The organism is Flagellimonas crocea, from assembly GCF_033441595.1.
Lineage (GTDB): Bacteria > Bacteroidota > Bacteroidia > Flavobacteriales > Flavobacteriaceae > Flagellimonas > Flagellimonas crocea.
This window is the reverse complement of the sequence record NZ_JAUZVX010000002.1, coordinates 809,930-835,125: the sequence shown is the minus strand read 5'-3', so window position 1 is coordinate 835,125 and position 25,196 is coordinate 809,930. Positions and strand designations below refer to the sequence as shown.

Sequence of the window (25,196 nt, the reverse complement as noted above, 5' to 3'; positions counted from 1 at the left end):
TATGTACATCACCATCACACGACAACATCTCGGGGAGACCTTTTCCCAAAGTGCTGCAGATTTCGTGGACTATCTGGAAAAGGAAAACAAGGCACTCGCTCCCGAACAACAGGAACCCTTTTTTAACCAACAACAAGACCATATCGAACCCAAGACTGTGGTTCAGGAAATCGATGCCAATACCGACCGGCTCAAACAAAGCGAGCCCAAGTTCTATTCCCTGACCATCAATCCTAGTCAGCGGGAACTGGCCGCTATTCAAAATGACCCCGAAAAGCTAAAAGCCTATGTCCGGGAGGTGATGAAGGATTATGCAGCTTCCTTCTACCGTAAGGAACCCGTCCAAGTGGAGCAACTCAAGTATTTTGCCAAGATTGAAAAGGAACGGACCTATTCCGGACGGGACCGGGAAATCCGGGAAAACCGCCCCTATCATGCACAAATCGCCAAACTCCAGAACGACCTGGCCAAGGTCAACCGTGGGGCGCTTCAAGGGAATCCCAAACACATCCAGCTGGATATCGACCGACTTTACAAACAGATGCCCCATAAACTGAATGGAAAACCCATTGAAGAGGGAATGCAAAAACCGGGTTCCCAAACCCATGTGCATATCGTGATGAGCCGGAAGGATGTCACCAACACCTACAGTCTATCCCCTGGGAGCAGTTATCGGGAATCAGAGGCCCAACTCCATGGACAAACCGTGAAACGGGGCTTTCGCCGGGACGAATTCTTTGACAAAGCAGAAAAGACCTTTGACCGGATGTTCCGATACAACCGGATCTATGTGGAATCCTACAATGCCCGAAAGACCCTGGACAAGGACCCCAAGGCCTATTTCTCCAAAATCATGGGACTGCCCGCCTCCAAAAGGGCCGTGGCCCTCAAATTGCTGTCCAAGACAGGAGCCAACGTACCGCTGCCCAACATCCCGACCAGTAAGGTGGCCATCGCCCGAAAGACCCTCGCCCGTTTGCAAAAGGCCGCCGCCCTCGCCCGAAAGGCCAGCTCCATTGAAATCTGATAATTATGTCAGTGGAATACTTGGATACTGTTGATGCTTTTTTCACCGACCACTGGTGGTTACTATACCTTCCTTTGGGATTGGGCATGCTATTGTTCCAACATGTTCAACGATGGGGTGCACTGATAATTTTCGGACTGTTTGTTTTAGATGGTGGCCTATTTGTTTACTTTTTGGGTTGGGACTTTATAGGGCCATTATTATTGTATGCCCTGCTGCCTTCCCTCTTCCTGAATATGCTAGTTGGATTGTTGTTTCATATACGTGAGGACGAAGACAACATACCCCAGAAATACCAAGCTCGGCTACCCCTCCGCAGTGGTGCCCTGAAACTCAAAAACATTCGGCGTGGGATTTCCATTATCGGTTCTGCGGGAAGCGGGAAAACAGAATCTGTGGTCTATGCCTTGTTGCGGCATTTTCAGAAACATGGCTTTTGTGGGGTCATCCACGATTACAAGCACTTTGAGATTACCGAGCTGGCCTATCCCATCTTCCATGACCAAGGCATTCCATTTCATATCGTGTCTTTCGATACCATCCACAAACGGGTGAATCCCATTGCGCCTCGTTACCTGCCCGATGAAGAAAGCGTGAACGAGGTCTCCCGGGTCCTGCTGGAAAACCTTCTCGAACAACGGGAGTCTGTGGCCCAGGGTTCCTCCAAGTTCTTCAATGATGCCGTTGAGGGATTGTTGGGCGGGCTCATCTGGATGCTTCGCACCCATCACCCCAAATACTGCACCCTCCCCCACCTGATTGCGGTATACCAATTGCTAGAACCAGAACACCTTATTCAATGGCTGAGCCAAGATCTCGTGGCCAAGGCGATGGCCGATGCCTTTATCGCAGGCAAGGACTCCGAACGCCAAACCGCAGGGGTACTTTCCACGCTGGCCAATGCCCTCAAAAAAATATCGACCCAACGAATCTTTATGGCGCTTTCCGCCGATGAAGTGGACCTGGATATCAACAACCCAGAGCACCCTGCTATCCTATCCATTGTCAACCATCCCAAATTTGAAACCGCTTACTCCCCGATCATCGCCACTATCCTCCATACCGTCATCAAACAAATGAGCCTGCGAGGACAACGAGCGTCCTTTGTATTAATGGAAGAGGCCCCGACGATTCGACTGCTCAATATGCACCGCATTCCGGCCACCCTCCGCAGCTATGATATCACCACTGTCTATGTGATGCAAGACAAGGCCCAAAACGATATGATGTACGGCGATAAGGCCAGTAGGGCCATCCTCTCTAACCTCTCCTATCAGTTTTTTGGGAAGGCCAATGACCCGGATACGGCCTATTACTACGAACGTTTTTTCGAATTGGTCAAAAAACCCATACGGAGCGTGAGCAAGAAAGCGGATTTTATGGAATCCGATACCCGGATCACCAACATCGAACGGGAAGTGGGCAAGGTACGATCCGAGGAGTTCTTTCGGTTACGACAAGGGGAGTTCATTGCCTTTTCGGATGGGAAGGACAGAAAGGTGCGGTTTCCTGTGCCTAAGGCTGAGCGGGATTTACCCAAACCTACCTACCTTTCCAACAGCCCTGAAATAGCCGCCAATTTTCAGAGGATACATCTGGAGGTGAAGGGATTGTTTCAAAAACAATGAACCTTTTTTGAGACTTTTACGGTTTGTCAATACAACCCTATTGTGATTTTCAATTATTCGTGAATCATTTTATGTTCCCTTTTCCAGCTGAAGATGAGTCATATTTATTTTTTGATGCTAAAAGGGAAAATGGTTTTTGGAGATACTGATATTCAAATCAGTTTGGAATAAAAAGATGACACTTGTTTTTATGGAATTAATTTGGTGAAAAAATAAACACTGACAATTGCAAAACTTCTTCAAGCATAACTCCAAAAGGAAAAATATCTCTCCATTAACAGAAATAAGAATTCGGGTAATTATGAAAATCTGGATGTTTACTGGGTATATACCAGGGTTATTGCCACACTAAAACCTTAATAAATACTAAAGCCATCCCCGCCACTTTATGTAAGTAATTGTAGTTTAATTGATTATAAATATTAAAATGAGAAATCAACGAAACCATGCCTAACCTTGGAACAAAGCGAGTCCAGTTTCAGTTGATGATTTACACTATTTAAGAAAGATGGTACCCTCTTATAAGTTTTGTTAAAATTTATGCAAAACAGAGCAACTTATAAGGTATTGACCACTCTTTTAAGAAAAAAACAATAACTTTAGATGTAGGTATAACCCTACGTATAACAATTAAACAATTCTAATGACAAAAGAAAAGATGATAAAATTATTCTTAACAATGTCACTTGTTTTGGTCACATACAACAGCTGTTCTGATGACGACATCATTCTAAATTGTTACCAAGGCGAAAACCGGAGTGTTGTAAGAAATGTGCAGTCAATCAGTGGAACTTTAAGGGAACCAAGCACGGGTTCTTGTGAACAGGGTTATACAATTGAACCCGATGAAATCTTGGAAGGACAAGCAACAAATCTATTGAGCCCCTGTAATTTGGAAGAGGATTTTCGCATTGATGGTGCCAGGGTAACCTTTAGTGGAGCTATGTATGAAACCTTTGAGACCGAGGACCTCTGTGCGAACCCTTTTGAGCTAACCGGAATAAGCCTAATCGATTGAAATGCTGGTATGCTCTTTTAATGCTGCAACACTTAATTCTCCCTTTTTATGGTGACTTATTTGAATAATGAATCTTGACCTGTGCAAATATCAAGTCCGCTTCATCCTGCACTGAAAAAAATTCCAGCTAAAATCACCATGAGCAAATAATCAAACTTTGGTTCGAAGAGCGGTCAAAAAGAGTGTCCATCGTTCCATATCTTGTAATAGACGGACTTTAAAATTAGAATCACGGCAACTTAAATTTCCAACCTTATCACACCCCATATTGGTATTTTAAAGTACTCCTTTTAATTACATTCTGCTTAATAATCGGCAATAGTAGATGATATTATACTACTAAATCACATATATTATTCAATCTATAGGATTATTCTTTATATTTAAATAGTATTTTTATTGTTAATATTATTGACCACAATCTGATATGTTATGAAAAAAATTACACTGGCCTTTTCTTTATTCATGATTTTAAGCATAGCTCATGCCCAGAACAATTTTCAATTGAAAAAGATTCCGCTCGATGACAAAAACATTGAAAAGCTGAATGGTTTATTCACCAATTATGAGGTGTTAGACCTTGATTTGGTAAGTTTTGACCGCAAGATTTCTTCATCCCTTATTGAAACAGAAGTTAGCTGGGCGGTTGAAGAGGGAAAACAATATAATATGAAAATACATCCCAAAGCTATACTTTCAAACAAGGTAGAAATGGGAATTGTTACCAAAGATGGTTTTACCCCGTACAAGCAAAGCAAGATAAAAACTTATAGCGGTTATCTTGATGACAATAATTATGTCAGACTTACCGTAGATGAGGATTTTATCTATGGAATTATAAAGAATGAGAACAGTGTGACGGTTATAGAACAATTGAAATATCTTTTGGAAGACAAGTCTATTTCACCTGATAAAATTGTACTCTATGAGCTTGATAACTTAAAGGACTTGGATGGTATTTGTACGACGGATGAGACTTTGGCTGTTAAGAATCTGGATTCCGAAATGGATTTATCACAAAATTCGTATGTTCCCCCCTGTGATGTTTTGGAAGTTGCCGTCGATGCGGATGCTACTTATTTTAACAAATACGGACTTAACACATACCCAAGAATTCAAGGTATTTTCAATAACTTTCAAGATGAGTATGCAAATACATTCAATATTCAAATAGTTCTTGTAGCACAGCAGATCAACCTAACAGGAGCTTACAGTTCGACAAACTCAGCCACCATTATTTCAGAGATTCAATCCGTATGGACCACTGGCACCAGGATTTCAATCGGAAGGGACCTCGTGCACCATTTTACAGCTAAGAACTTAGGAGGCAATTTGGGTAGAGCATCAGGCATTGGTGACATATGTGATATACGTTCATGTTCATATACCAAAGACCGTACGGACGAATTTTTGACTACGGCCCACGAAATTGGACATAACCTTGGCGGTCTTCATGGTGATGCGGTATCCTGTAATACCACAAATGCTTCGGTAATGTGCCAAGGTCAAAAAAGAGATCCTGTTTATTGGAGCAATGCAAGTCAAAATAGAATCAATAATTTTATAGATACACAAAATTGTATCAACAATAATATTGACGATATATACTTGCAAGGACCCGATCAAATATGCATCGGCGAAACAAAGACTTACAGCATACAAAATCTTATCAATCAAGGGGTAACAACATGGAGCGTTCCGAGTTACATGACTATACTAAGTCAAAATAATAATGTAGTCACCGTAAGAAAAGATGGCGGCGGCTCAACTAATATGATCATTGCCGATGTGAGTTATCCTGGTGGATGTCCACCCGTCAGTGTTAGCAAGCTTGTACTATCATTTAATTGTTCTCAAAGCCAAAGTACACTTCTTACGGTTTTTCCCAACCCGGCAAGCCAGACCCTGTATATTGATTTTGCAAATAGTCAGATAGTTAATGATTTGGGAACCGAAAAATATTCAAAAACCTATATGCTCCATCTTTACGATATTGGTGGTACCTTAGTTCAAACCAATGAATGGAATGATTCAAAAAATACCATGAAAATGGATGTTTCCGAGTTAAAAAGCGGTAACTACTTTTTAAGAATTACCAGTAAAGACCTAGAGGAAACATATCAGGTGCTCATCGAATAAAAGGGAATCAGGTTGTTTTATTTACACTTTGGTAGATTTCAAATGAAGGAAATTATCAAGCTACAGGCCAACTGAAATGGGTTGTAAAATCTCATTTATTATATACAATAAGTTTTCGACTGCCGCTTTTCTCCTGCAGCGCTACCATTAGCTGTTCCTTGCCAGTCAAGGTAAACTTGGGTACGACATATACAAAACGCTCCACTTTACCCACCTTAACCATGGAAGGCTTTTTATATCTGTAAATTGGTTCCAAAGAAAGTTTCTGATAGGAGGACTTCTTTCTGGGGTTCCCATGTGCCCGGAACAGCTGGACAAAATCCACCTCAAAATCGATATCAGACCTATTTTCGATTTCAAGAACGATATAGGTTTCCTTGCCAAAATAGGACACATCACGAAGTCGAAGGATCATCCCATCTTTACGTTGGGCCTTGAGTACGGTGTTATTTCGTTCCGAAAAGTATTGGCTGGCCCTGCGATACTGAAGACTGTCTGATGGTGTAAAAATTTGGAATCTTCTTATTTTCTTTTGGGCCATCCCATCCAAGGGATTTTTAGGGAGGACATTACCAATAGCCTGACTTGTATTTACAAACCTATGACTTTCCTTGAATTGTTTACGATAGACCAGATAATAGGAATAGGCCAGACCATCCTCTGTCACCACCAGCAGATTACTGTCAGAACCTTGGTTTCCTTGCAAAAGCCCTACCCTTTCTGGAGTTACTTGATTATATCCCAGCGTATAATTGGAATGCCCAGTGACAGCCCTTGATATCGGCTTTGGGAATATAAGGGACAACATATGGGTATCGTTAACATATAGCGTGTCTGATTGCCCATAGGCCGCAATAGTGGACAAAAAAAGTACCGGTAGATATTGAACTAATTTCATAGGTTTTGATTTTCTGATTTGAGTATGAGTTGATAACCATCATGAACGGTCACGCGCACGGTACGATTGGATCGTCGGAATACCTGCTTAATGCCTCCCAATTGGGGCATGCCCGGAACACTGATATCCTGAACGGCATCGTCCAGCACCTCACGTTTTGCTTCTTCTCGATAACTGTTCTCCACATAGATGCCCTCTTCCCCGTCCATTATATCGTAGGCCTTCAAACGGACCGAGTGCTGGCCGATATGGTCAATGGCGACAAACACCCGATTGGCCCGAAAGGAGACAAAGCCATAGAGCAAGGTGTTCCGCTTAAAAAACCTACTGTTGAATACAACATCTTCCATTAACCGAAGCTCAAGGCGGTTTTTGGCCCGTACCCGTTGCTCACCATTGACCATGGCCATAATGGCAACGGGTGGATGAACACTATCACGCTGAAGTATTTCAAAGCCAAAAAAAGCGGTATGGGCCTTTGAAAAATCAATGGGTCTTGGTGCTGGCTTTGGGTCGGAGTTTTCCTTTTGGGTATCCCTTATTGGTTGGGTTTTTGATTTTGGCTTTCGGTACGTGCCCGCCCCATAATCAATACGCCCCTCCCTATAGATGCTGTCCACGATTCGCTGTCGTTCGTTCTCCTGTAATTCCGGGTCATATGTCCCGGTTGAATCGATATACTCTTCCCCGTACAAACTGGGCTTTGTTCGTTCCCGTTCTTCCTGGATGGCGTCCACGGCCTCCAACTTTGAGCTGAACTCTTCTGGTTCCTCTACCAGTTCCGGCACCCTTGGTTGCCTTATCTCCTCATCTTTTGAAGGTTCCCCCATCTGCAGCGCATAGAGAATAATAAACCCACAAATGCTGATAAGCAGCCCTGTAAACAACAATTTGTTTCTATCCATTTTCATCATGACACTAATGGTTTTCTGGTTCAAGTTGACGGAGGGAATCTTCAAAAAAATCGGTAATCAACAGTCCATGTGGGTTGTATGGAAAATTACGTTCCACTACAATGAGTTCGCCTGAGGTAACCAATTGGTAGCGGTCCATGACCGTTCCCCGATGGACCTCAAATACGGTCCTCGCCCTAAAACGATAAGGCTCCTTGTCCAAGTCCAGTTCAATGTCCACCTGTGCAACCTGTTGCCGCAAGGAAAACTGCAACAGACGGTTATAGACCCCATCCGACTTTTTTTGTCGGTAAATAGCATCCACTGAAGCGTCCCCTAGCCACAAGGCCTTATCCAGATGATCGCGGTAATTGGTATCATCAATACCATAAAAAAGGCGGTGGAACAGATCAATATGGGCCAAAGCCTCGACCTCCCGTTTCTCTTCTTGGCCGACCAGCTGCAATGGCAGTATCGTGCCTTCCGAATCTATCGCAAAGGCAGCGTTCAATAATTTCTCTTGATAGTGGTACAGCAGTCCCATCGAAAGTCCGCTTGTCAAGAGACAGAGAACGACCACCGCCAGAACAATAAAACGGTTCAAACGAAGGACATCAGTGATGTTTTTATATACTTTTTTCATAACGGTTTGTTTTCAAGAATGACTATGGATTAGACGCCCCCCGCAAAAAGTCGGAAGGTGAAAGTGGTCGCCCGTTTATAGAGTTTGAATTTCAGCAGTACGATAAACCCTATCCCCGCCAAGTCGATCAAGGGAGCGAACAGTTCGCTGCCAAAGTCCGTCCCAAACAGATTGGGCCAAAAATTATCCGTGATTTCCTGATACAGTGCATTGACAAAGACATTGACCAAAAAGAAGGCCGGGACAATCATATATACCGCTGCATACAAGCGGAAGAAGCGATAGCCTATTTCCCTGAACTTTTCAAAGACCGCCATGCTAATGACCAAAGGAAAAAAAGCCTGCATTACCCCAAGGATAAAATAACGTTCGGCCAAAAAGAGCGGATAGATGCAGAAATCCAACACCCAAAGCAACAAACTCCCGGCCCAGGCCAGGGTCCTTAGCCCAATAAACGGGGTAGCCAGCCATTCATATAGCAGTCCCATGGCCTTGGTGGCCGCGTCAAACAGTCCGGTCTCCTCCTCGATCTCCACTTCCTGCAGAGCCAAGGGCATCAGTTCTGGCGCCGTATCGCGGTATTGGGTCTCAATGGCCACCAAGATGCCGTCAAAGGCGCCCAACACCTCCGTGGAAAACAATACGACCAATACCACTGCAAAATTCCGAATCAGATCGCTCGGCGTAAGTCCCCAAGTGAGTCCTGTTTGTGTTGCTCCTCCTTCATAATACTTTTTGATGATATTGACCAAAAAGAACAGTATGGCCAAGGCCTTCATCCCACCAATGGTGTAGGTGGCAAAACTACTGTCCTTGATGGTCTGAAAGACCGCATCCACATATTCAAGTCCCATATCGTTCTAGTTTTAATAGTTGGGTTTCCTGTCCTTTATCAATGCCTGCATCTTCCGAAAGGAGATGATCATGTCGTACCGCTTTTTACGATGCTTGATATCGGCCAACATTTTTTGGGATTCCTCGCGCTGAGCCTCCAATATGTCCAGCCGTTCTGCGTCTGTCATGTTCAAAAAGTCATTGCTGAGTACCTGACCCATAAAATCCAATTGGTCCAGGGAGTGTTCCATGATACCGTTAAAGGCATTGGATATGATCTCGACTTCGTCACCATGGATATAAGGGGAGTTCAAGACTTCCCTCAAATCGTCCCGGACCATCTCAAAGAGTTGTTCGTTGTGTCTGGTGATATCTCGAACCGCTTGGTACTGCCTCACCGCATTGTTGACCTTTTCTATCTTTTCCCGCACCGCATTGAGCTGCTCCACCATCTTTAACAATTCCGCGGTCTGCTTGGCGGATTCGACCAGCTGTTTCGCCAAGGATATAAAGTTGGTATTATCGTACACCGGCATCCCCTGGGCCGTAGCACGGCCGGGCGATAAAAGCAGGAGGGTCAGGGCCACCATAATCGGAAAGGGCACCTTCTTCATGGATTGATTTTTATGTGTTTTCATGTTGCAGTTTTTTCTGATTAATGAATGCTTGGATGGCCAGTTCCATATCTTGGGTCTTTTCGTAAAACTCCATGATAGCCTGATTTTCGGTGCCGTCGGTGAGGTAGGCGGCATAGGCCTCTGGAGGTACTTCCAGACGGTAGATATTACTTTCGGACCCTATCTTGATAAAGATCTCCGTGTACTTGCGTTCGCCCTTCAAGTCGTTCCTGATGGACCGGAGCTGGTTCAGGTCATGAACGCTTAAATTGAGGCGTTGCCGGATCGCGTCATACCCCTTTTCATTACGTAGGCTGTAGATGACCTGGGTATTCTCCAAAATGGTGGCAGCGGTATGGTTCTCTGGCAATTGGTTGATGGACTGCAATACAATGCCAATGGCCCCGTTCTGCTTTCTGATGGCCTGATAGTAGAATTCTACGCTCTCCAATACATTGTCGAACTTGAGCTGTTTGGCAAACTCATCGAATAGAATGATGCCCCGCTCGCTACGGTTTTGCCAAATGGTCCGTTGGATGGCAGACTTGATCAACTTGAGCATTACGGACAAGACCTCACGGTTGTCCCTGACCTCGTCCAACTCGAATATGATCAACCTTTTGTCTTCCAACCGATGGGATTGGTCCTCTCCTACCTTAAAAAGAAAACTGTAAATACCGTCGCCCACATACTCGGAGAGAATGTGCAAAAAATTGGTAAGGTTGAAATAACCGGGGGCAATGCCCAAGGACTCCAATAAGGTATTTTGATGTTCTTGAATGTAGGTATACAGCCCTTCGAGCGAATGCCCTTCCTTGATTGTTTCATAATAGGAACAAAGGATTTTCTTCAGGGCGACCTGGTGTGCCTTGCCCATAGTATCGTCAGTAGCATATAGTTCCATCAAGAAGTTGGTCAGGTCCTCCAACCACTCCGCGGCGACATTATCGCCAGAGGTTTTACAAAAGGGATTGATACCGAGGTTTTTACCGGGTTGGTATTTCAGGATGATATGCTCATCTGGATACAACTGGGCAAACTTGGCGTAACTACCGCCCAGATCAATGATCACTAAGCGTACGTCCTGCTCAAAATACTGTCGTAAGATGTTGTTGGCCAAAAAGGATTTCCCCTCTCCCGTAGGAGCGAATATGGCAAAGTTCCGGGCCTTGATACGATGCTTTTCCTCGTCCCATACATCCTTGACCACAGGTATGTTTTCCAGACGGTCATTGAAAATGATTCCCTTTTTATCCGAGCGATAATTTGTGGAATTGATCCATAAACAGAGTGCATGTTTTAGGTCGGTGACATAAAGGTCGGTATCGCCAAAATTACTGGAAAACAAGGGGTAGCTGTTGAGCACATAATGGATGCGTGACTTGCCCACCGGACAGTAGGGTTTCATATCCAATTCCTTGAAACGGGCGGTGAGTTCTGATAATAATCGATCCAAGCCCTGTCCACTCTTTGCCCAACAAATCACGTTCAATTGGCCCCTGATGATAGATGCTGAATCATCTTGGTTAAGTTCGGAAAGGGTATCCGATACCCTATCGAATAGCAGCTTGTTCCGGGAACCGAAATTGCTGCTCTTGGAGAGTTCCTCCAACCGCTTTTCAACCAATTTGCGCCATTTGTGCCGATCATCCAAATGGATGATCTGGTTGACGATATGATTTCCAGTAAGGGTAAGCCCGAACCCATCGATAAAACCTTGGTGGAACAAAAACCCATCTGCGGTATATTGTGCGTTGGGCCGGCTGGTCTGCACGGTATCCCCAAAACAGGCTTCATTGTTCACGGCCATGGCCCCAAACCAATGATTACCAACTTGTACTTTATTCTTGTCCAATACCATGTCAGTATCGAATCCTTCATTGAATCCATTGAAATAGGCATCCGTGTATTGGATCATAGCGGCCTGGTTGAACGGCAATAGTTTTAGTTTTGGGGAATTGTTGAGAAATCCAACGGTATCCCTGACTGCTTTAGCGAACTCCTCCGCTTGTTCCCCAAGGGCCTGCGGTAACTTTTTGGGCACCTTGGCAAAAGGATTGATCAGCGCGGAGCTGTTGATGGCCCTGTTCTTGGGCCAGATAAAAAAGATCAGGGACTCATGACAAAGGTGTTCCCTGCCCTTAAAATGATCCTTAGTCGCCTTGGCCAGAAATGAACCTTCTGACAGTAGACTAGCATCAAAAGGTTTTTTTTGATATATATCCTGCTTGTGGACCATGGTACCAATAGGTAAGGATTTTAATGCTTGGACCCATTGCCCGTGCAGCTCCTCGAAATCCGACTCCGACAAGGAGTAAATCTCGGGCAGCTCCACTCGATAGGCGTAAGCGATGTTCCCGTTGTTAGCCAATACCCTATTCTGTTCGATGTCCACAATGGGATAGCTTTCATGAAAGTTTATCGCAATGTTCATAGGGTAGTTATTTTTTTGTTCGAGATACTATGCGGAAACCATACCCCTATTTGGAGCATTCCGGGTTCTTGGGCCAGTTTGAGCAATACACCATAAAGCACTGCATTGAAAAGGCCTACGCCAATGAGGAGCATCAAATTAAAAGAGAAGATGACCGCCATGAGAGAGCCCACAACGGCCATCATCTGGAGGGCAAAAAAAGCCACGGGCAATCCAAAGATCAAGGCACGGACACGGATGTTTCGGTACACGTTATACTGTTTCATATCATCTTGTTGTTTACTAAAATGTTGCGTGCGCCTTAGACGACAATACCGATGAGATAGGTAAAGATCCCAACGACCGCCCCAGCGATGAGCACAAAGACGAGAACACGGGTGATCCCTTTTTTGAGGTCGGCGTTCTCCCCAAAGAAATGGCCCGCATTGAAAAGAAAGCCGATTAAGAAGATGACGCCTAGGATGATAGGGAAAATGGCCCGGATGGTATCCGAGATGTCCGCAACGGAATCTTCGATGCCCCCGATTTGGGGATAGCTGGCCTGGGAGACGAGAAGTCCAATAAACAGTGTTGCTGATTTTTTAAAGTTTTTCATGACCGTTCGTTTTTTGGTGGGCCCCACCCCATACTTCGGTAATGGAGACCTGTTTGTGATGATTGATTGAAATGACCCTAGAGCTGGTTGTATTGCCCAATGGGATTTCTGATGTGGAATTTCCAGTGATACGGAGAAAAGACTTTAAAAATCACATTTTTTAACACTTGAAGGTGTTAATTATTGAAGTATTGGCATCAAAATGAGCAGTTCGCTGGAAATTATCCAACAAAAGTCTTCCACTATGAAAATGTACTTATGCTCCCTACTGATGTTTTTTTACTGTTCAATAGCAATGGCCCAAAAGCCCATTGTGGTCATCGACCCGGGTCATGGAGGACCTGATTCGGGAGCCATTGGCACCAATGGGATTCTGGAAAAGGATGTGGTCTTGGAAATAGCCAACCAATGTCTGCAGTTGAACCGTAGGTTGTTCGGGGACAGTTTGCAAATCTACCTCACCCGTTATACAGATACCTTGATTTCCTTGAGTGACCGGGCACGGTTGGCCAAGGCGCTTGGAGCGGATGCCTTTGTGTCCCTCCATTGCAACCAAGCCCCAAATAAGAAAGCACAGGGATTTGAAATCTTTTTGTTCCATGGGCAAGTCGATAAAAAATCCAATGCTATTGCCACTAACGTGGCGCATTATTTAGAGAACAAGTTGGGCATAAATGACCGTGGTTTGAAGTATGCCGACTTCCAAGTGTTACGGGATAACCATGGGCATTGCCCCTCCCTCCTTTTGGAAACGGGATTTATCTCCAATGCCGTGGAAGCGGATTTTGCTGAAAGAACAGAAAGTCAATCCGCCATTGCCCTGGCCCTTTTACATTCACTAATCAAAACTTTCCAACATGACTGAACTCTTCTTGACCATGATACAATTATTGGGACAACTACTGTCCGCATGGATAAACTTCATTAAGAACGACGTGGACCAATTGCGGAACAAAGGATAAAATCCTAAGAACACTATATGCTTCGGGATAAAACCGGTATATCTTGTGGTGTTTATTCGAGGTGAAATTTCTCCGACCTTAAAAATCAAAATGACCCCAAATAATTTATCTTTATGTCATGTGCTACTCCACCACATTGCGGAAGACCAAGGAAGAAGTCGAAGAAAGGTTCAGGGCAAGACTGCAAATAGAACTAGAGTATACCCCTTACTATCATATGAACGGCTTTACCCATGGCAACCTGTATATTGTACCCATGGAATATCCCGATGAACTGCTTCCGGCCATGTGGGGCTATATTCCTCCCTTTGGAATGGATGACCCGGACGCATTCCACAAAAGGTACAATACCCTCAACGCCAAAAGTGAAACGGTTTTTTCCAGCAACACCTTTAAGCACTCCATCCATGACAAGCGATGTCTCATCGTAGCCGATGGTTTCCATGAACCGCATCATGTAAACAAAGTGTCCTATCCCTACTTCTGCCACTACAAGGATGATTCACTTTTCGCCTTTGCCGGTCTCTACTCCGAGCTGGATGACGACCTCTATAGCTGTACCATTATTACCATGCCGGCCAATAAACAGTTTGAGCAGATACACAACCAGAAGAAAAGGCAGCCATTGATTTTGGACGAACACTGGGAAGAGGATTGGCTCCTCCCCGATCTGTATGAACCAGGTATCAAAGAACTCATGAAATCCGCATTTTCCACCAAAGAAATCGAAGCCTATCCCGTATCACGCAATCTGTACAAAAGAGGAATCGACACCAACAAAAAGCTGGCTATTGAAAGGAAAGATTATCCGGAACTCAATGAACAGAGCAGTCTGTTTTAATTTATCAACACACCTAACGGTGTATTGGAATAAATCCTAATTTTGGGATAATTTCCAATGAAGCATATCAAATACAGAAATTCGGACAAAAAAGCCATCAAAATATTGATGCGCGAAATCGGGGCGTACCGGTATGAAATCGCCTTGGAACAAATGAAGGTGGAGCAACGGCCCATTAGTATGGAAGGCTTCTACCTTGAAGCCAACGACGACTGTATATTTTTGTGCCACCGCTACCCTTCTGGATACGTCCTAAAGCTTATGAAGGTGGAACAGTTCGAGATGTTGCCCCGTATAGGGTGGGAACTCATCAAGAATTAGTAGTTTTATTGTATGAATATTCCATCACTTCCAACAGATAACCTCTACAAGTTCTATACAATATTTGGTTTGATTTTGTTTGTATTTGGAACTTACCTTCAATACATGGACTTAACGGAGATTATTGAATCACAAAAACAATTGGCAAAAGCCGATTTTAAGTTCTTTCAAGATTCTGTGGTTGATGCAAAAAACCATAGTGATTATGATTTCTATTTAGGGGAACTGAAAAGTGCGGTTGAAACTGGGAATGAAGAAAACATTAATGAATTACGTGACCTCATAGGAAAAAAAATAGAAGAACATAAGAATTTGTTTGTGGATGTAGAATCATCAAGATTGAACTTGGTAGAGCATAACAATAATCTTAAAGCCATAAAATATAAATCAAAGATGTTAAGGTTCTTGGCAATTTTAATAATTATTACAGGTCTGATTTTGATGTTCTATGGCTTTCACAATTGGCAATTTAAATATCAAAAATTTATCGATGCAGAAATGAAATGGAAAGGGGAAATCTTTGTTGAACTTTTAAGAGAAAAGGAATTAAAGCCTAAAGATGAACAGCAGCGAAAAAATCAAGAATCTGAAAGCGAATCAGATTCATAGGCCTCTAGCATCATTTCAACCTTGTAAAGTTCCTCCTTTAACCGTTGGTTTTCATTTTCCAACTGCTCCGCTTTGGTTTTGTCCTCGATCACATTGACATCATAAGGAGGGTTTGGTGCTGCTAAATCAATAATTATGCTTGCAACCCCAACAATACCGCTGATTACAATTGAAGCTATTGCCAGCCTAATAGATTTAGTTGCCTTTTCATTGGCTTCTTTTGAAGCTTCACGTGCATCCTGGGCGGTCTGTTGGGATTCAACAAGTTCCTTATAGTCCAAGTATTGTTTCGCCGCTTCCCCATTGAGAAACCATTTTATTTTTTCTAGCTGCCTAAAAAGTGATTCCCCACTTTCAGTTAAATTACTTTTAGGTTTATCAATACCATGTTTAAAATAATAATAATATTGGAACTGCGGTTTCCAACCTGAGAAATTTTTCGTTTCGATATTAGTGGCCGAAAAATTATCTATAAACCAATAATAAAATGTCGATTCCGCATAAAGGGTCATCTTGCCAGTATGTTGCTGGATTTTATCTATTAGGTCAGGGTAAGTTATACCTTCATTTTCGTGGGCCAGCCCAATCTCCATTGCCTTTATGTATCTGTTTGGTTTCACTCTTTTACTTGTGGAATTGCTGCATGCTCATCAAACGGAAGAACCCTCTTTCTCAATTTTTCCTTATTGTCAAAGTGGCGGGAAATAGCCATATTTTTCCTTATATGTTCATTAAGATTGACACTTTTATCCTTGGCACCTTTATGAAAAATCTTTATGGAAATACAATCCCTATGTTCAAAAATCGATTTTAACAAAGTTCTATCAGACAACCCGCATGAATGTCCAACTATATAAACTTCAAATGGGCCAGATTCGACAAACCCCAGCATTTGATGGTAATCTGTTGTTCGATTGTAATAGAATGATTTAATGAATTCCAAAGGAACATCTGAACGTTCTTCTTCAATCTTTGCATAAAACGGGTGGGTATCATCCCCATAACCAAAAATAATTGGGTTTGATTTACTTCCTGATTGGCCGTGTATATCTATTACTGAATAATTAAAACCTGGAATACTACGATTAATCAATCTTCTAATTGAATTCGTATAATTAAAATTTAGAAAAAGGATTTTATTTGGGTCTGGCAGGTTCTCATAGTCCAATTCATGATTCAAGCAAGTGTTTTTATTGGTCTGCCTTTCAATAATATCCGACATAAATCCATAATACTTGTCAATAACACAATCAACATGCCGACTCTTATTCAACTTTTCAATGTATGAATCTAGATGAACAGTCAATTCTTTAAATGTAATGTTTAATTCCTTTACCCTTTTATAATCTCTTTCAGTTAATGCCTTCGTTTTTTCATGCTCAATTATAGGAATCAAAACATCAAAATACAGTGATTCAATATCAACCCAATTTTGAAATGAAAAATTTTTGATTATTTCAATTAGAATCCCATGATATGTTACATGCCAACTTCCATTTTTCATAGTTAAATCAATAAAATCTTTAACTGTCATGCATTGTAAAGGATCAGCAAATTTCCAATTATTTGTATTTGAAATTGAAAACATTGAATCCGAGTAAGTTGAATTCCTAGCGTGCTCTGCGGACTCTTTAAAATAATCGAGTAAGAAATCATTATAGGAGGTTTTCAAGCCCATTGCTAAATCAAGTCCATTCCCAACTATAACAATTCTGTTGTAACTATACTCTTCTTTTTCCTGCTCCATAAATATAAACCATTTAAGACCAGCAAGGTAAGGCCTATTAAGGCTCCCATTTGACCAACTGGGCGGGGGTTCTCAACGGAATTATCAACATTTGGGGAAAAACCCCAGAATTTTTAAGGTTTTCGTGCAAAGGAATTAAAGGGGTATTGGGTATATTTAAAAACTCCCCCTTTGTCAAATCAAAAACATCCAAAATGAAAAATCTAATCCTGCCGATTTTTTTATTGGCCACTATTATATTAATGGCCCAAGATTACAAGCCCAAGATTACATTACCAGAATCCAAGGAATTGGGGCTGGTCGCCTACTTAAGTCATGTGAAAACAGTTTCGGAAATCATGTTACTGGAAAAGGGAGATGATGCGAAAAAATGGTATTTCAGCATAAAGGAAAGTTCCGATGTGCTTATCAACCAATTATGTGCTGATATGACGGACAGAAGGGGATTAAAACTTTATAGGGAGTTAAACAAAGACATTGGCTCCGAAAATTACACATCTAAATACAAATTTCTTATTGAGAAGATTGATACCGCATTCAAAGAAATCAAAAAAACACCGGATGAAAATAAATTATCTGATGTCCTTGGAACTTTGGGAATAGAGCCATATTCGATTTACAAAGACATCGTATCGGCCAAAACCAAAAAGGTTGAGGGGCTTATAGCTCAATTAAAAGAATTAAAGCTTCAGCCCTTGGAGAAAAAGGAATCTAAAGGCCAATAGAACTAAATCCAATCGATATTGTCAGAACTCAAATATGTCCTTGAACAAATCGAAATCCTTTCAAAATACCCTGAATCTAACTCTGAAAACATCCAAACTTTACAGCAGGATATGATTACATTTCAAAATCGAGTGAAAATACTGGAGGTTAAATGAGTAAAACAGAAAATTTCCTATCGGAGGTCAAAAGAAGGAAGTTGTTCGACGAACAGTATAAGGATTCAACAATGGTACAATTGGCAAAGGACAGCCTATATCTTCATCAATAACAGGCCACAAGTCATTCAAAAATGCAAAAGGATATCCACCTTATGCTAATCATTTTGATCATTAAGATCTCCTTTAACGTGTTAGGGTATTTGTGGATATTATTTTTGGAGATAGATATTTGACCCTTTTAATTGCCTATGCAGGAAAAAAAATGGTGCCTATTATGACTATCTAAAGCAATATAAGTTTCGATAGTCTTTGTCCAGTTTTTTAGTTAAAAAACTGGACATATAAACCTCGTTCAAATTTATCAATTGTTCGCCTTTGTATGGAAAATAGTGCCATGGGACCCTTTCACAGATCAGGGATGACGTGTACACATGTATAAATTATAATATCTAGGTGGCCCGCTTAAATTCTAAAGAAAGGTCGTAAACATAGCGAAAAAGTTGACTCTTCAAATATTTCTGTTTAGTTCATTCCACTCCATAGTCACCCCATAATAGCGGAGGTGCTGATATGGGCTTATCTATAACATTGATTTTGAAAGGGGCCAACTTTGAAATACGGGCTTTCTGTTCTACCCTAGGAAAGTGAACTCCACAGCTGTTCATGCGGTCATACAACAATGAAGAGCTCAGTAGATAGTCATGTTTGGCCAACCAGCGCGAGTGTGGTTCATTGTTGGAAATTCTATTTGAGTCCTTATTACCGGTTACTTCAAAGGCTGAATGTTCCGTAATGTCACTGACCTTTCTGTCTGACAACAATGGCCTTAGGCTATTTCCATACGAAACCTCACCTAAGGTTCCGCATATAACAATCCTATCCTTGCCCTGAGCGAATAAACGATTGCAGTAAGAATCTAGCCGTTTGGCCTGTTCCTTCCGCTTCGCACTGTAATCCATATCTCTGCTATCCTCCGAGAATCGTGTACTAATGATGGTCAGCTCATCCGCGGTCGGGGTCACTACGGTATATTCTGGGCAGTCCATTTCAAAAAGGTCATTACCTTCTTGGTCACGTTCATGGGCATGGGGTTGGAACCCGACGATTCGGTAACCGTTCCTGGTCAGGATGGCATGGCCCAATCCCCGATTGTCGTTGCCTTCCGTGAACAGCCACTGCTCAAAGGCTCCGCCCAATTTTGGCCCCAAATAATCCCTGTTGAAATCTGATAGGGAGGCCCTATCCTCCACTTCCTGCAATACCAAAATATCCGGATTGGCCTTTGCAATACACTCCACTTTGGCATTTCGATGTTTTTCATCCAACGGATAACTTCTGAGTTCTACCCAGCCATTCCAACCGACCCGTTCCGTGGCCCTGGTCTGACGTTCCCCGCCCAAAGGCTTTACGTAAAGGTGACCACCCTTTCTTCGCAGGGTTAAAAAGGGTTCGGTGGCCTGTGGGCTAAAACCCATCAAAAAGGCCAATTCCCGCATCCGCCCCAATTCTTGGTGCTGTTTGTTGGGGCTTTTCAACAAGGATTGAAATTCCTCCATCCAATCCTGAAGGTTCTTGGAAGCATTTTGCCGTAAAAAGGAGAGGTCCCTGTGAAAAAGGTTTTGAATATTCATCGTTGCTATTCTCATGATTGTCGATTTTTGATTTTATTTTTTGTCAGTGTTTTTTGTTCCCCGTTTGTCCTGGGCATTTTGGTCAAATGCCACCAAGTTGAAAAGCTCCCGCATACGACTCCGTACCCGCTTGCCATAGCGTTCCTCCAGCTCCTCGGCGTTAAGATTTGTGGTGGCGTGAGTTCGAAGGCCTGATTCAAGGAATAGCTCATGGCGGGACAGCAAGATTTCCCCGATGACATTGCAATCCTTCCCGAAATGTCGCCCCATCTGTTCCACCCCGATGTCATCAAAACAGAAATACCGGCCGTTGCCATAGTCTTCGATGATGCGATGACCGACATGGTTGAACCCAAAGACAATGTTCCTTGCCGGTATGACCTCATAGGGGCGATAGTGCGGGGTGATATGCCTGATCAATTTCATTAGGGTGGTCTTGCCACAGCCCACTGGACCCGAAAGCAAGATGCCCTTATCGGGATCAATGCCAAGTGCTTGACAACTGGTATGATCACGGACCATATAATTGCAAAGCTTTAACAAGACTTCATGGTCCTCGGGATAGAGCCTAAAATTTCTTCCGAACAAGAGTTTGCCTTTCGCATCCATATAGTTCAACACCTTGGAAAAATCATAGGCCACTTGCTTCCCATCAAACTCACCTAGGGAATAGACCACGCCGCCTTCCGTTATCTTAGAGGGGTTGCCCATAGTCCTTTTGTGTTTCGACCATCAAATGGTCCCGGTTTCTTGACTGTGCCATTGATGAGTAACTTGCTTTTTTTATTTCATCGGCCTTGAGCATCCAATTGTGCGCGGCCGGCTTCCAATCCACAATGGAAATCTTGCCCCCTATCTTCCAGCCAATGGCCTGATAATGGTTGAAGAACCGTTGGGCCTCTTCCTTTCCATATCCGTTCTCCCTAAAAAAATTGAGAACTTCCAATTGGCTTCTGGGCTGTGCTCCCGAAGAGCGTTTGTTCGTTTGTTTTGTTTTCTTATATAAGGTGTCGGGTACACTGGTGGGACAGTAGGTCCTAAAAATGGTACGGCTCCGTTCCATGACCGTACCGCTCTTGTCCCAATTTTGGGACAGTCCGACCCTACTGGAACGGGCCGGGCTGTTAGAAGGGGAATAGCTGATGTAGCCCATCGTATCCAATTGTTTCAACAAACGGTGGTAAGTGGACTTGGAACCGATCTTGGCCATCTTCATCAGTTCCCTGCGATTGACCGGAAATTCCTCTGGAAACCGGTATAAATTCCAATAGAAGAACAGGGTCAGGTACAAACTGATGTGGCCGGGGCACAAACGCTCGTCCCCATAGATTTCCACCAAAGCGGCATTAAGGTGCTTGATGTAATTCATACCCTACCGTCCACGGATTCCACCTTGTTCTCCAGAATAATCTGGTCGATTTCCTCGGCATCATAAAAAAGGATGCCTTCAACTTTGTAGCTGGGGATGATGTTCTTGTTGCGCAAGCTCTGAAGGGTGCCGTGACTTATCTCCAATCGCTCCAGTACATCACTGGAACGCAGCCAGTTCTTGGGCTGGGGATGGGTGTGCTCCACCATCAAGTTCTTGAACTCCTCCAAGAGTTCGACCTTGAATTCCATGAGGTCTTCCGTGGTAATGATTGTTGCTGCCATATGCTTGTGGTTTTTGGATAGGTATAGGAGCTATTACGTCCCGGATTCCCTATCCCGGTTCGACCACAAAACTGAAAAACCTTTTTGGAAAAAATTCCCAAGTTGGTACCAACTTGGGAACGATTTTTTTGACATACAATTTGTGTCGATTTAGGGCCATTTGGATTTTTGGGAAGTCCAAAAAAGCTTCAAAATCGCAAAAAAGGGGCGCCAAAACCCCCGAAAACCAGAATTCCCAAGTTGGTACCAACTTGGGAAAAATTCGGAGTCTATTCTTCAAGGGATTCCATCCGCTGGTTGAGCATCTCGATGAGCCGGTCCAAGAACCGGGTCCGGCTGCTCTTACGGGAGCGGATATCGATAAAAGTGTGGTAGTAATTGCCCAAGTCAACATTGTAGAAGTATTCGAAATGGGAGGCCATTTCCTTGATATCAACAGTACCCCCATTGATGCACTTGCTGGTATGCAGGGCATAGAGCAGCTCGATGAGATCGGTCTTGCTGCCCGTCCAAAAAAGTTTTGATGGTTTTTCCATTGGTGTGTTCTTTGTAGGTTCCATATTGTTATTCAAATCATCAACTTCCTTTCTCAAGTACACGATGAGCATGTCATAGGCCATAATGGTGGCCACCGTGCCATCCTGACAGGTGGAAAACTCATCATCGATCAAAAAGTGGAAGGATTCCAAAGGCATGCGCAGATCCCGGTTACCCCGGACAAAATACTGCTCGTCCATGGACATCGCCCCACGTCGGTAATAATTATAAAATTCAAGGTTTTCGTTAAAGAAGGTCTGCAGTTTATCGATTTGCTGCTGTAAGTATTTAATCTGGGATACATCCTTACCCCGTGGCCGTTTGCTCTCAATGCTAAAAAGCCTGATGTAATAGATGAGCTTGCTGAAAATTTGGGGCTTTACGTGCTTAAAAAAATAGATTTCGTCGGCCTGCGTCTCAAAATCCTGGCCTACGATCTGCTTTTGCAGTTTTCGGATGCACTTCTCCACCAGGGCTATGCCCCTCTCCGCTTTGTAAAGGATATCACCGTCCCCACTTTCCAAGGCTTCCAATTGGCCCTCAAATTCCGATAGCAGTTTTTGATATTTCATTATAGGTAATCTTTACTGGTCTCCAAAAACGTATTCTGCACCCTTCCTCTACCATATCATAAAGGAGAGGCACTTTACATCAAATTCGTATTCAGGGAACTTTTCTGCTGGATATCCTTCGAATCCGTCCTTTTTGTACCAAATCAGTTGTACAAATTTGAATTGCTGAACGAATTGGTATCAAATCGCACGGTTTCAAACTAAATAAAATCCATAATGTTTTCGGCATCAAGGACATGATGGGGTCAAAAAAATCCCTTACAGATAAGTTTTTTTACGTTTTGGAGCCTATTTTGTTAAAAAAGCAGATTTTTCTTGTTAAAAATATTTTCAGAAATTTTTTATTTTAAACGCCCATTTTAAAGTCGCAACGGATGAAAAGAATTGTGGAAACCGAATTGGCCACCATGTGGTTGGATGATGATATCCTCTTTTTTGTTTGGAAAGAGGGTATTTCCATTGACCTTTCTGGAGCCAAAAAAACGGTGGCCCGCCGTATGTCACTGCAACGGGGGAAACCCTACCGCATCCTTTGCAATATCAATGGGGTCAGGCATATCGAAAAGGATGCCTGGCACTATCTATCCGGAGAAGGTGCCGAACTGGTCGAGGAACTGATTCTGGTAGCGGCAACGCCCCTGGAACAGGTCTTCTCCAAATACATTTCAATCCGAATGCGTTTGGCGCCCATCAAAGTGTTCCCCGACATGGAAACGGCCCGTAAGTACCTATTGTACCGTCGATAGGTAGCGTATACCGTTTCCGATGGTTTATGAATCCAAAAAAAAGGAAACGAATATGGACAGCCCGGAAAACAAAAAAAGATTAGAGGATATCTACAACCAATTGGTACATATCGCCAATGGAAACTTCTCCTACCAAATCCAACGAACGGACAAAAACGATGCACTGGAGGCCCTGACGTTTTTGGTGAACACCACCACCGAAGAACTCAGGGACGCCTTTCTGCACCAAGGCTTTATCAAACTCCACAACTCCTATGAAATGGTCGTTCAATTGTTCTTTGAACTGGATGAAATAGGCCAGGTCACTAGGACCAATCCAAGGGTCGAAACACTATTAAGCTACAAAGAAGGGACCTTGAACGGTCGCCCATTTGCTCAACTGCTGGACAAAAGCTCAAAAAAGGGATGGAAAAAACTGTTGAAGGCATCCCCTAAAGATCGGGTTTGGGAACTGACCCTTCGGGTATCATTTTTAGAGCAATCGGGACTCCAGCTCCCCGCCCATTGTCATGTGATCTATTTCCCAGAGCATTGGAACCATGAGGGAACTTTTATGGTGGCCTGTTTTGAACTGATCAAGAACGATGAAACGGATCAGGGGTTACTTCAAAAGAAATTGAAAAAACAATTACAGGCCCATGGCCTTTTGCCCCAACCAGAAAAAACGGAGACCCACATCCTCCACGCCATGGATATGGATAACCTAAGGAAGGCCGAACGATATATTATGGATAACCTGGATATGCCGCTGCCATCAATCAAAGAGCTGGCCCATATTTGCAACACCAACGAGTACAAGTTCAAAAAGGGATTCAAGGAGCTTTTCGGCATGACGGCCTTTCAGTATCAAAAATATGAACGGCTCAGAAAGGCCCATATCCTGATAGAGCACTCCAACAAGACCATTCTGGCCGTTGCCAAGACCGTAGGTTTCAAAAAGGGGAACCACTTTACACGGGAATTCAAAAAAATGTATGGTTACACGCCGTCCCAACTTCGGAAACTTTCAAAATAATCCTTCTCAGAGCCTAAATAATCCCTTAGAGATCTTTGGACCCTTTTACTTTTATCATTGTAAATCAATCTCTTACAATGAATACTGGCATACTCATAAAAAAGCGTCAAGCCATAGTGGAAACCATCTGCTATCTCTACAGCATACTTTTCCTGTATACTGCGAGCAGTAAACTCATGGGACTATCCGACTTTAAGCTCCAATTGGGCCGCTCGCAGCTCTTGGGCCCCTTCGCCGAGTGGGTTGCCTGGATCGTGCCCCTGCTTGAGATTGTTCTCGCCATCCTGCTACTGACCAAAGTATATCGGCTGGTTGCACTCTACGGGGCTCTTATACTAATGTCCCTTTTCACGGGCTATATCGTTTGGATGCTGCGTTTCAGTGACCATATGCCCTGCTCCTGCGGTGGGGTCATATCCTCTATGGGCTGGGAAACCCACCTCGTGTTCAATGCCTGTTGGATGGCACTGGCCCTAATCGGTATCCTGCTTATGGAAAATCAGAAAAAATCAACGTCGAAAAACACTGTGCAGTGATAGGGGAAGCCGAAAACCTGAAGAAAAGAGTAGGCATTAACATATAATTCTTAATACTATGAAAACTAGATTTTTAAAACTTGTTTTACCGGCCTTTGCCATCCTCTTGGCGGTCGGTCTGGCTTTTGCCACCGAGAGCAATACGGTCAGTCAAGTGGCGTACTATCAAACGTCAAGCGGGGTCATGGAGGTGACCATAGGGGACGACTGTGAACCTAACGGCGACATCAGTTGTACGTACTTCGGCAATCAATTATATGCCGAACCTTCCCTGTCCACACCATTGGGCAGGAACCCATAGTACTTGTCACTTGTAGTAGAAAAGGTGCCCCTCACAGGGCACCTTTTTGACTAATTCAAAAAATACATGAAAACAAAAAATTACTCTTTAGTTGTTGAAAACTACCATCACTTAT

Annotated in this window: 28 protein-coding genes; 13 read left to right on the top strand and 15 right to left on the bottom strand. The window is 43.2% G+C overall.

From position 1 onward, the window contains the following. Position 1 precedes the first annotated feature (1 nt). The 4 genes from mobB to SD449_RS09000 all read left to right on the top strand — a co-directional run bounded on the left by mobB (position 2) and on the right by SD449_RS09000 (position 5,812). Positions 2–1,027 carry a MobB family relaxase gene (gene mobB, locus SD449_RS09015; protein WP_318310092.1) on the top strand — a complete coding sequence of 342 codons (1,026 nt, stop codon included), beginning with the start codon at positions 2–4 and terminating at the stop codon, positions 1,025–1,027. Between the two features lie 5 nt (positions 1,028–1,032). Beyond that, positions 1,033–2,655, top strand: a complete 1,623-nt coding sequence (locus SD449_RS09010; protein WP_318310091.1) for a type IV secretory system conjugative DNA transfer family protein — start codon at positions 1,033–1,035, stop codon at positions 2,653–2,655. Positions 2,656–3,334: 679 nt separating this feature from the next. After that, complete coding sequence (locus SD449_RS09005; RefSeq protein ID WP_318310090.1) at positions 3,335–3,673, top strand: hypothetical protein; 339 nt, start codon at positions 3,335–3,337, stop codon at positions 3,671–3,673. 432 nt (positions 3,674–4,105) lie between these two features. Beyond that, entirely contained in the window at positions 4,106–5,812 is a 1,707-nt protein-coding gene (locus tag SD449_RS09000) for a zinc-dependent metalloprotease (RefSeq protein WP_318310089.1), read from the top strand. A 91-nt stretch (positions 5,813–5,903) separates the two neighbouring features. Here SD449_RS09000 and SD449_RS08995 read toward each other — a convergent pair whose 3' ends face one another. Genes SD449_RS08995 through SD449_RS08960 form a run of 8 tightly spaced genes read right to left on the bottom strand, consistent with a single transcriptional unit; the run spans position 5,904 to position 12,726 of the window. Continuing rightward, positions 5,904–6,710 (bottom strand): DUF4138 domain-containing protein, encoded by an 807-nt coding sequence (locus tag SD449_RS08995; protein WP_318310088.1) that lies wholly within the window; start codon positions 6,708–6,710, stop codon positions 5,904–5,906. Further along, a complete protein-coding gene (gene traM, locus SD449_RS08990; RefSeq protein WP_318310087.1) occupies positions 6,707–7,624 on the bottom strand; it encodes a conjugative transposon protein TraM in 918 nt (305 codons plus the stop codon). The genes SD449_RS08995 and traM overlap by 4 nt, the downstream gene beginning before the upstream one ends. A gap of 4 nt (positions 7,625–7,628) precedes the next feature. Then, entirely contained in the window at positions 7,629–8,246 is a 618-nt protein-coding gene (locus tag SD449_RS08985; protein ID WP_318310086.1) for a conjugal transfer protein TraK, read from the bottom strand. 29 nt (positions 8,247–8,275) lie between these two features. Next, a complete protein-coding gene (locus SD449_RS08980; RefSeq protein ID WP_318310084.1) occupies positions 8,276–9,100 on the bottom strand; it encodes a hypothetical protein in 825 nt (274 codons plus the stop codon). Positions 9,101–9,112: 12 nt separating this feature from the next. Then, complete coding sequence (locus SD449_RS08975; RefSeq protein WP_318310083.1) at positions 9,113–9,718, bottom strand: coiled-coil domain-containing protein; 606 nt, start codon at positions 9,716–9,718, stop codon at positions 9,113–9,115. Next, positions 9,705–12,131 carry a TraG family conjugative transposon ATPase gene (locus SD449_RS08970; RefSeq protein WP_318310082.1) on the bottom strand — a complete coding sequence of 809 codons (2,427 nt, stop codon included), beginning with the start codon at positions 12,129–12,131 and terminating at the stop codon, positions 9,705–9,707. The genes SD449_RS08975 and SD449_RS08970 overlap by 14 nt, the downstream gene beginning before the upstream one ends. Then, positions 12,128–12,397: a hypothetical protein gene (locus tag SD449_RS08965; protein WP_318310081.1), complete on the bottom strand. Its 270-nt coding sequence runs from the start codon at positions 12,395–12,397 to the stop codon at positions 12,128–12,130. Before SD449_RS08965 ends, SD449_RS08970 begins: the two co-directional genes overlap by 4 nt. A 35-nt stretch (positions 12,398–12,432) precedes the next feature. After that, positions 12,433–12,726 carry a hypothetical protein gene (locus SD449_RS08960; protein WP_318310079.1) on the bottom strand — a complete coding sequence of 98 codons (294 nt, stop codon included), beginning with the start codon at positions 12,724–12,726 and terminating at the stop codon, positions 12,433–12,435. A gap of 244 nt (positions 12,727–12,970) precedes the next feature. Between SD449_RS08960 and SD449_RS08955 the strand changes: the two genes are divergently transcribed. From SD449_RS08955 to SD449_RS08940, 4 genes are all read left to right on the top strand, one after another. Then, positions 12,971–13,591 carry an N-acetylmuramoyl-L-alanine amidase family protein gene (locus SD449_RS08955; RefSeq protein WP_318310078.1) on the top strand — a complete coding sequence of 207 codons (621 nt, stop codon included), beginning with the start codon at positions 12,971–12,973 and terminating at the stop codon, positions 13,589–13,591. Between the two features lie 215 nt (positions 13,592–13,806). Beyond that, positions 13,807–14,529, top strand: a complete 723-nt coding sequence (locus tag SD449_RS08950) for an SOS response-associated peptidase (RefSeq protein ID WP_318310077.1) — start codon at positions 13,807–13,809, stop codon at positions 14,527–14,529. A 57-nt stretch (positions 14,530–14,586) separates the two neighbouring features. Continuing rightward, entirely contained in the window at positions 14,587–14,850 is a 264-nt protein-coding gene (locus SD449_RS08945) for a hypothetical protein (RefSeq protein ID WP_318310075.1), read from the top strand. A 105-nt stretch (positions 14,851–14,955) separates the two neighbouring features. Further along, positions 14,956–15,459 carry a hypothetical protein gene (locus tag SD449_RS08940; RefSeq protein ID WP_318310074.1) on the top strand — a complete coding sequence of 168 codons (504 nt, stop codon included), beginning with the start codon at positions 14,956–14,958 and terminating at the stop codon, positions 15,457–15,459. On the opposite strand, the gene SD449_RS08935 is transcribed toward SD449_RS08940, so the two are convergent. Together SD449_RS08935 and SD449_RS08930 are read right to left on the bottom strand one after the other, a co-directional pair. Further along, positions 15,429–16,052 (bottom strand): hypothetical protein, encoded by a 624-nt coding sequence (locus SD449_RS08935; protein ID WP_318310072.1) that lies wholly within the window; start codon positions 16,050–16,052, stop codon positions 15,429–15,431. The two genes, SD449_RS08940 and SD449_RS08935, sit on opposite strands and share 31 nt — an antisense overlap. 23 nt (positions 16,053–16,075) lie before the next feature. After that, entirely contained in the window at positions 16,076–17,206 is a 1,131-nt protein-coding gene (locus SD449_RS08930; RefSeq protein ID WP_318310070.1) for an AbiH family protein, read from the bottom strand. Between the two features lie 194 nt (positions 17,207–17,400). Here SD449_RS08930 and SD449_RS08925 point away from each other — a divergent pair, with 194 nt between their 5' ends. Then, entirely contained in the window at positions 17,401–17,931 is a 531-nt protein-coding gene (locus SD449_RS08925) for a hypothetical protein (RefSeq protein ID WP_318310068.1), read from the top strand. Between the two features lie 686 nt (positions 17,932–18,617). Here the strand turns inward: SD449_RS08925 and SD449_RS08920 are convergent. From SD449_RS08920 to SD449_RS08900, 5 genes are all read right to left on the bottom strand, one after another. Further along, positions 18,618–19,736 (bottom strand): hypothetical protein, encoded by a 1,119-nt coding sequence (locus SD449_RS08920; RefSeq protein ID WP_318310066.1) that lies wholly within the window; start codon positions 19,734–19,736, stop codon positions 18,618–18,620. Between the two features lie 18 nt (positions 19,737–19,754). After that, the gene (locus tag SD449_RS08915) at positions 19,755–20,432 is read right to left on the bottom strand and encodes a P-loop NTPase family protein (protein WP_318310065.1); all 678 of its coding nucleotides are present in this window, start codon (positions 20,430–20,432) and stop codon (positions 19,755–19,757) included. Then, positions 20,416–21,090 carry a hypothetical protein gene (locus SD449_RS08910; protein WP_318310064.1) on the bottom strand — a complete coding sequence of 225 codons (675 nt, stop codon included), beginning with the start codon at positions 21,088–21,090 and terminating at the stop codon, positions 20,416–20,418. The genes SD449_RS08915 and SD449_RS08910 overlap by 17 nt, the downstream gene beginning before the upstream one ends. Beyond that, a complete protein-coding gene (locus SD449_RS08905) occupies positions 21,087–21,374 on the bottom strand; it encodes a DNA-binding protein (protein ID WP_318310063.1) in 288 nt (95 codons plus the stop codon). The genes SD449_RS08910 and SD449_RS08905 overlap by 4 nt, the downstream gene beginning before the upstream one ends. 269 nt (positions 21,375–21,643) lie before the next feature. Continuing rightward, positions 21,644–22,483: an RteC domain-containing protein gene (locus SD449_RS08900; protein ID WP_318310062.1), complete on the bottom strand. Its 840-nt coding sequence runs from the start codon at positions 22,481–22,483 to the stop codon at positions 21,644–21,646. Positions 22,484–22,857: 374 nt separating this feature from the next. On the opposite strand from SD449_RS08900, the gene SD449_RS08895 reads away from it, so the two are divergent. From SD449_RS08895 to SD449_RS08880, 4 genes are all read left to right on the top strand, one after another. Beyond that, a complete protein-coding gene (locus SD449_RS08895; RefSeq protein WP_318310061.1) occupies positions 22,858–23,229 on the top strand; it encodes a DUF7793 family protein in 372 nt (123 codons plus the stop codon). A 52-nt stretch (positions 23,230–23,281) separates the two neighbouring features. Then, on the top strand, positions 23,282–24,244 hold the full coding sequence (locus SD449_RS08890; RefSeq protein ID WP_318310060.1) for an AraC family transcriptional regulator: 963 nt from the start codon (positions 23,282–23,284) through the stop codon (positions 24,242–24,244). Between the two features lie 77 nt (positions 24,245–24,321). Beyond that, entirely contained in the window at positions 24,322–24,780 is a 459-nt protein-coding gene (locus tag SD449_RS08885) for a DoxX family protein (RefSeq protein WP_318310059.1), read from the top strand. Between the two features lie 58 nt (positions 24,781–24,838). Beyond that, the gene (locus SD449_RS08880) at positions 24,839–25,081 is read left to right on the top strand and encodes a DUF6520 family protein (RefSeq protein WP_318310058.1); all 243 of its coding nucleotides are present in this window, start codon (positions 24,839–24,841) and stop codon (positions 25,079–25,081) included. The last annotated feature ends 115 nt before the right edge of the window (positions 25,082–25,196 follow it).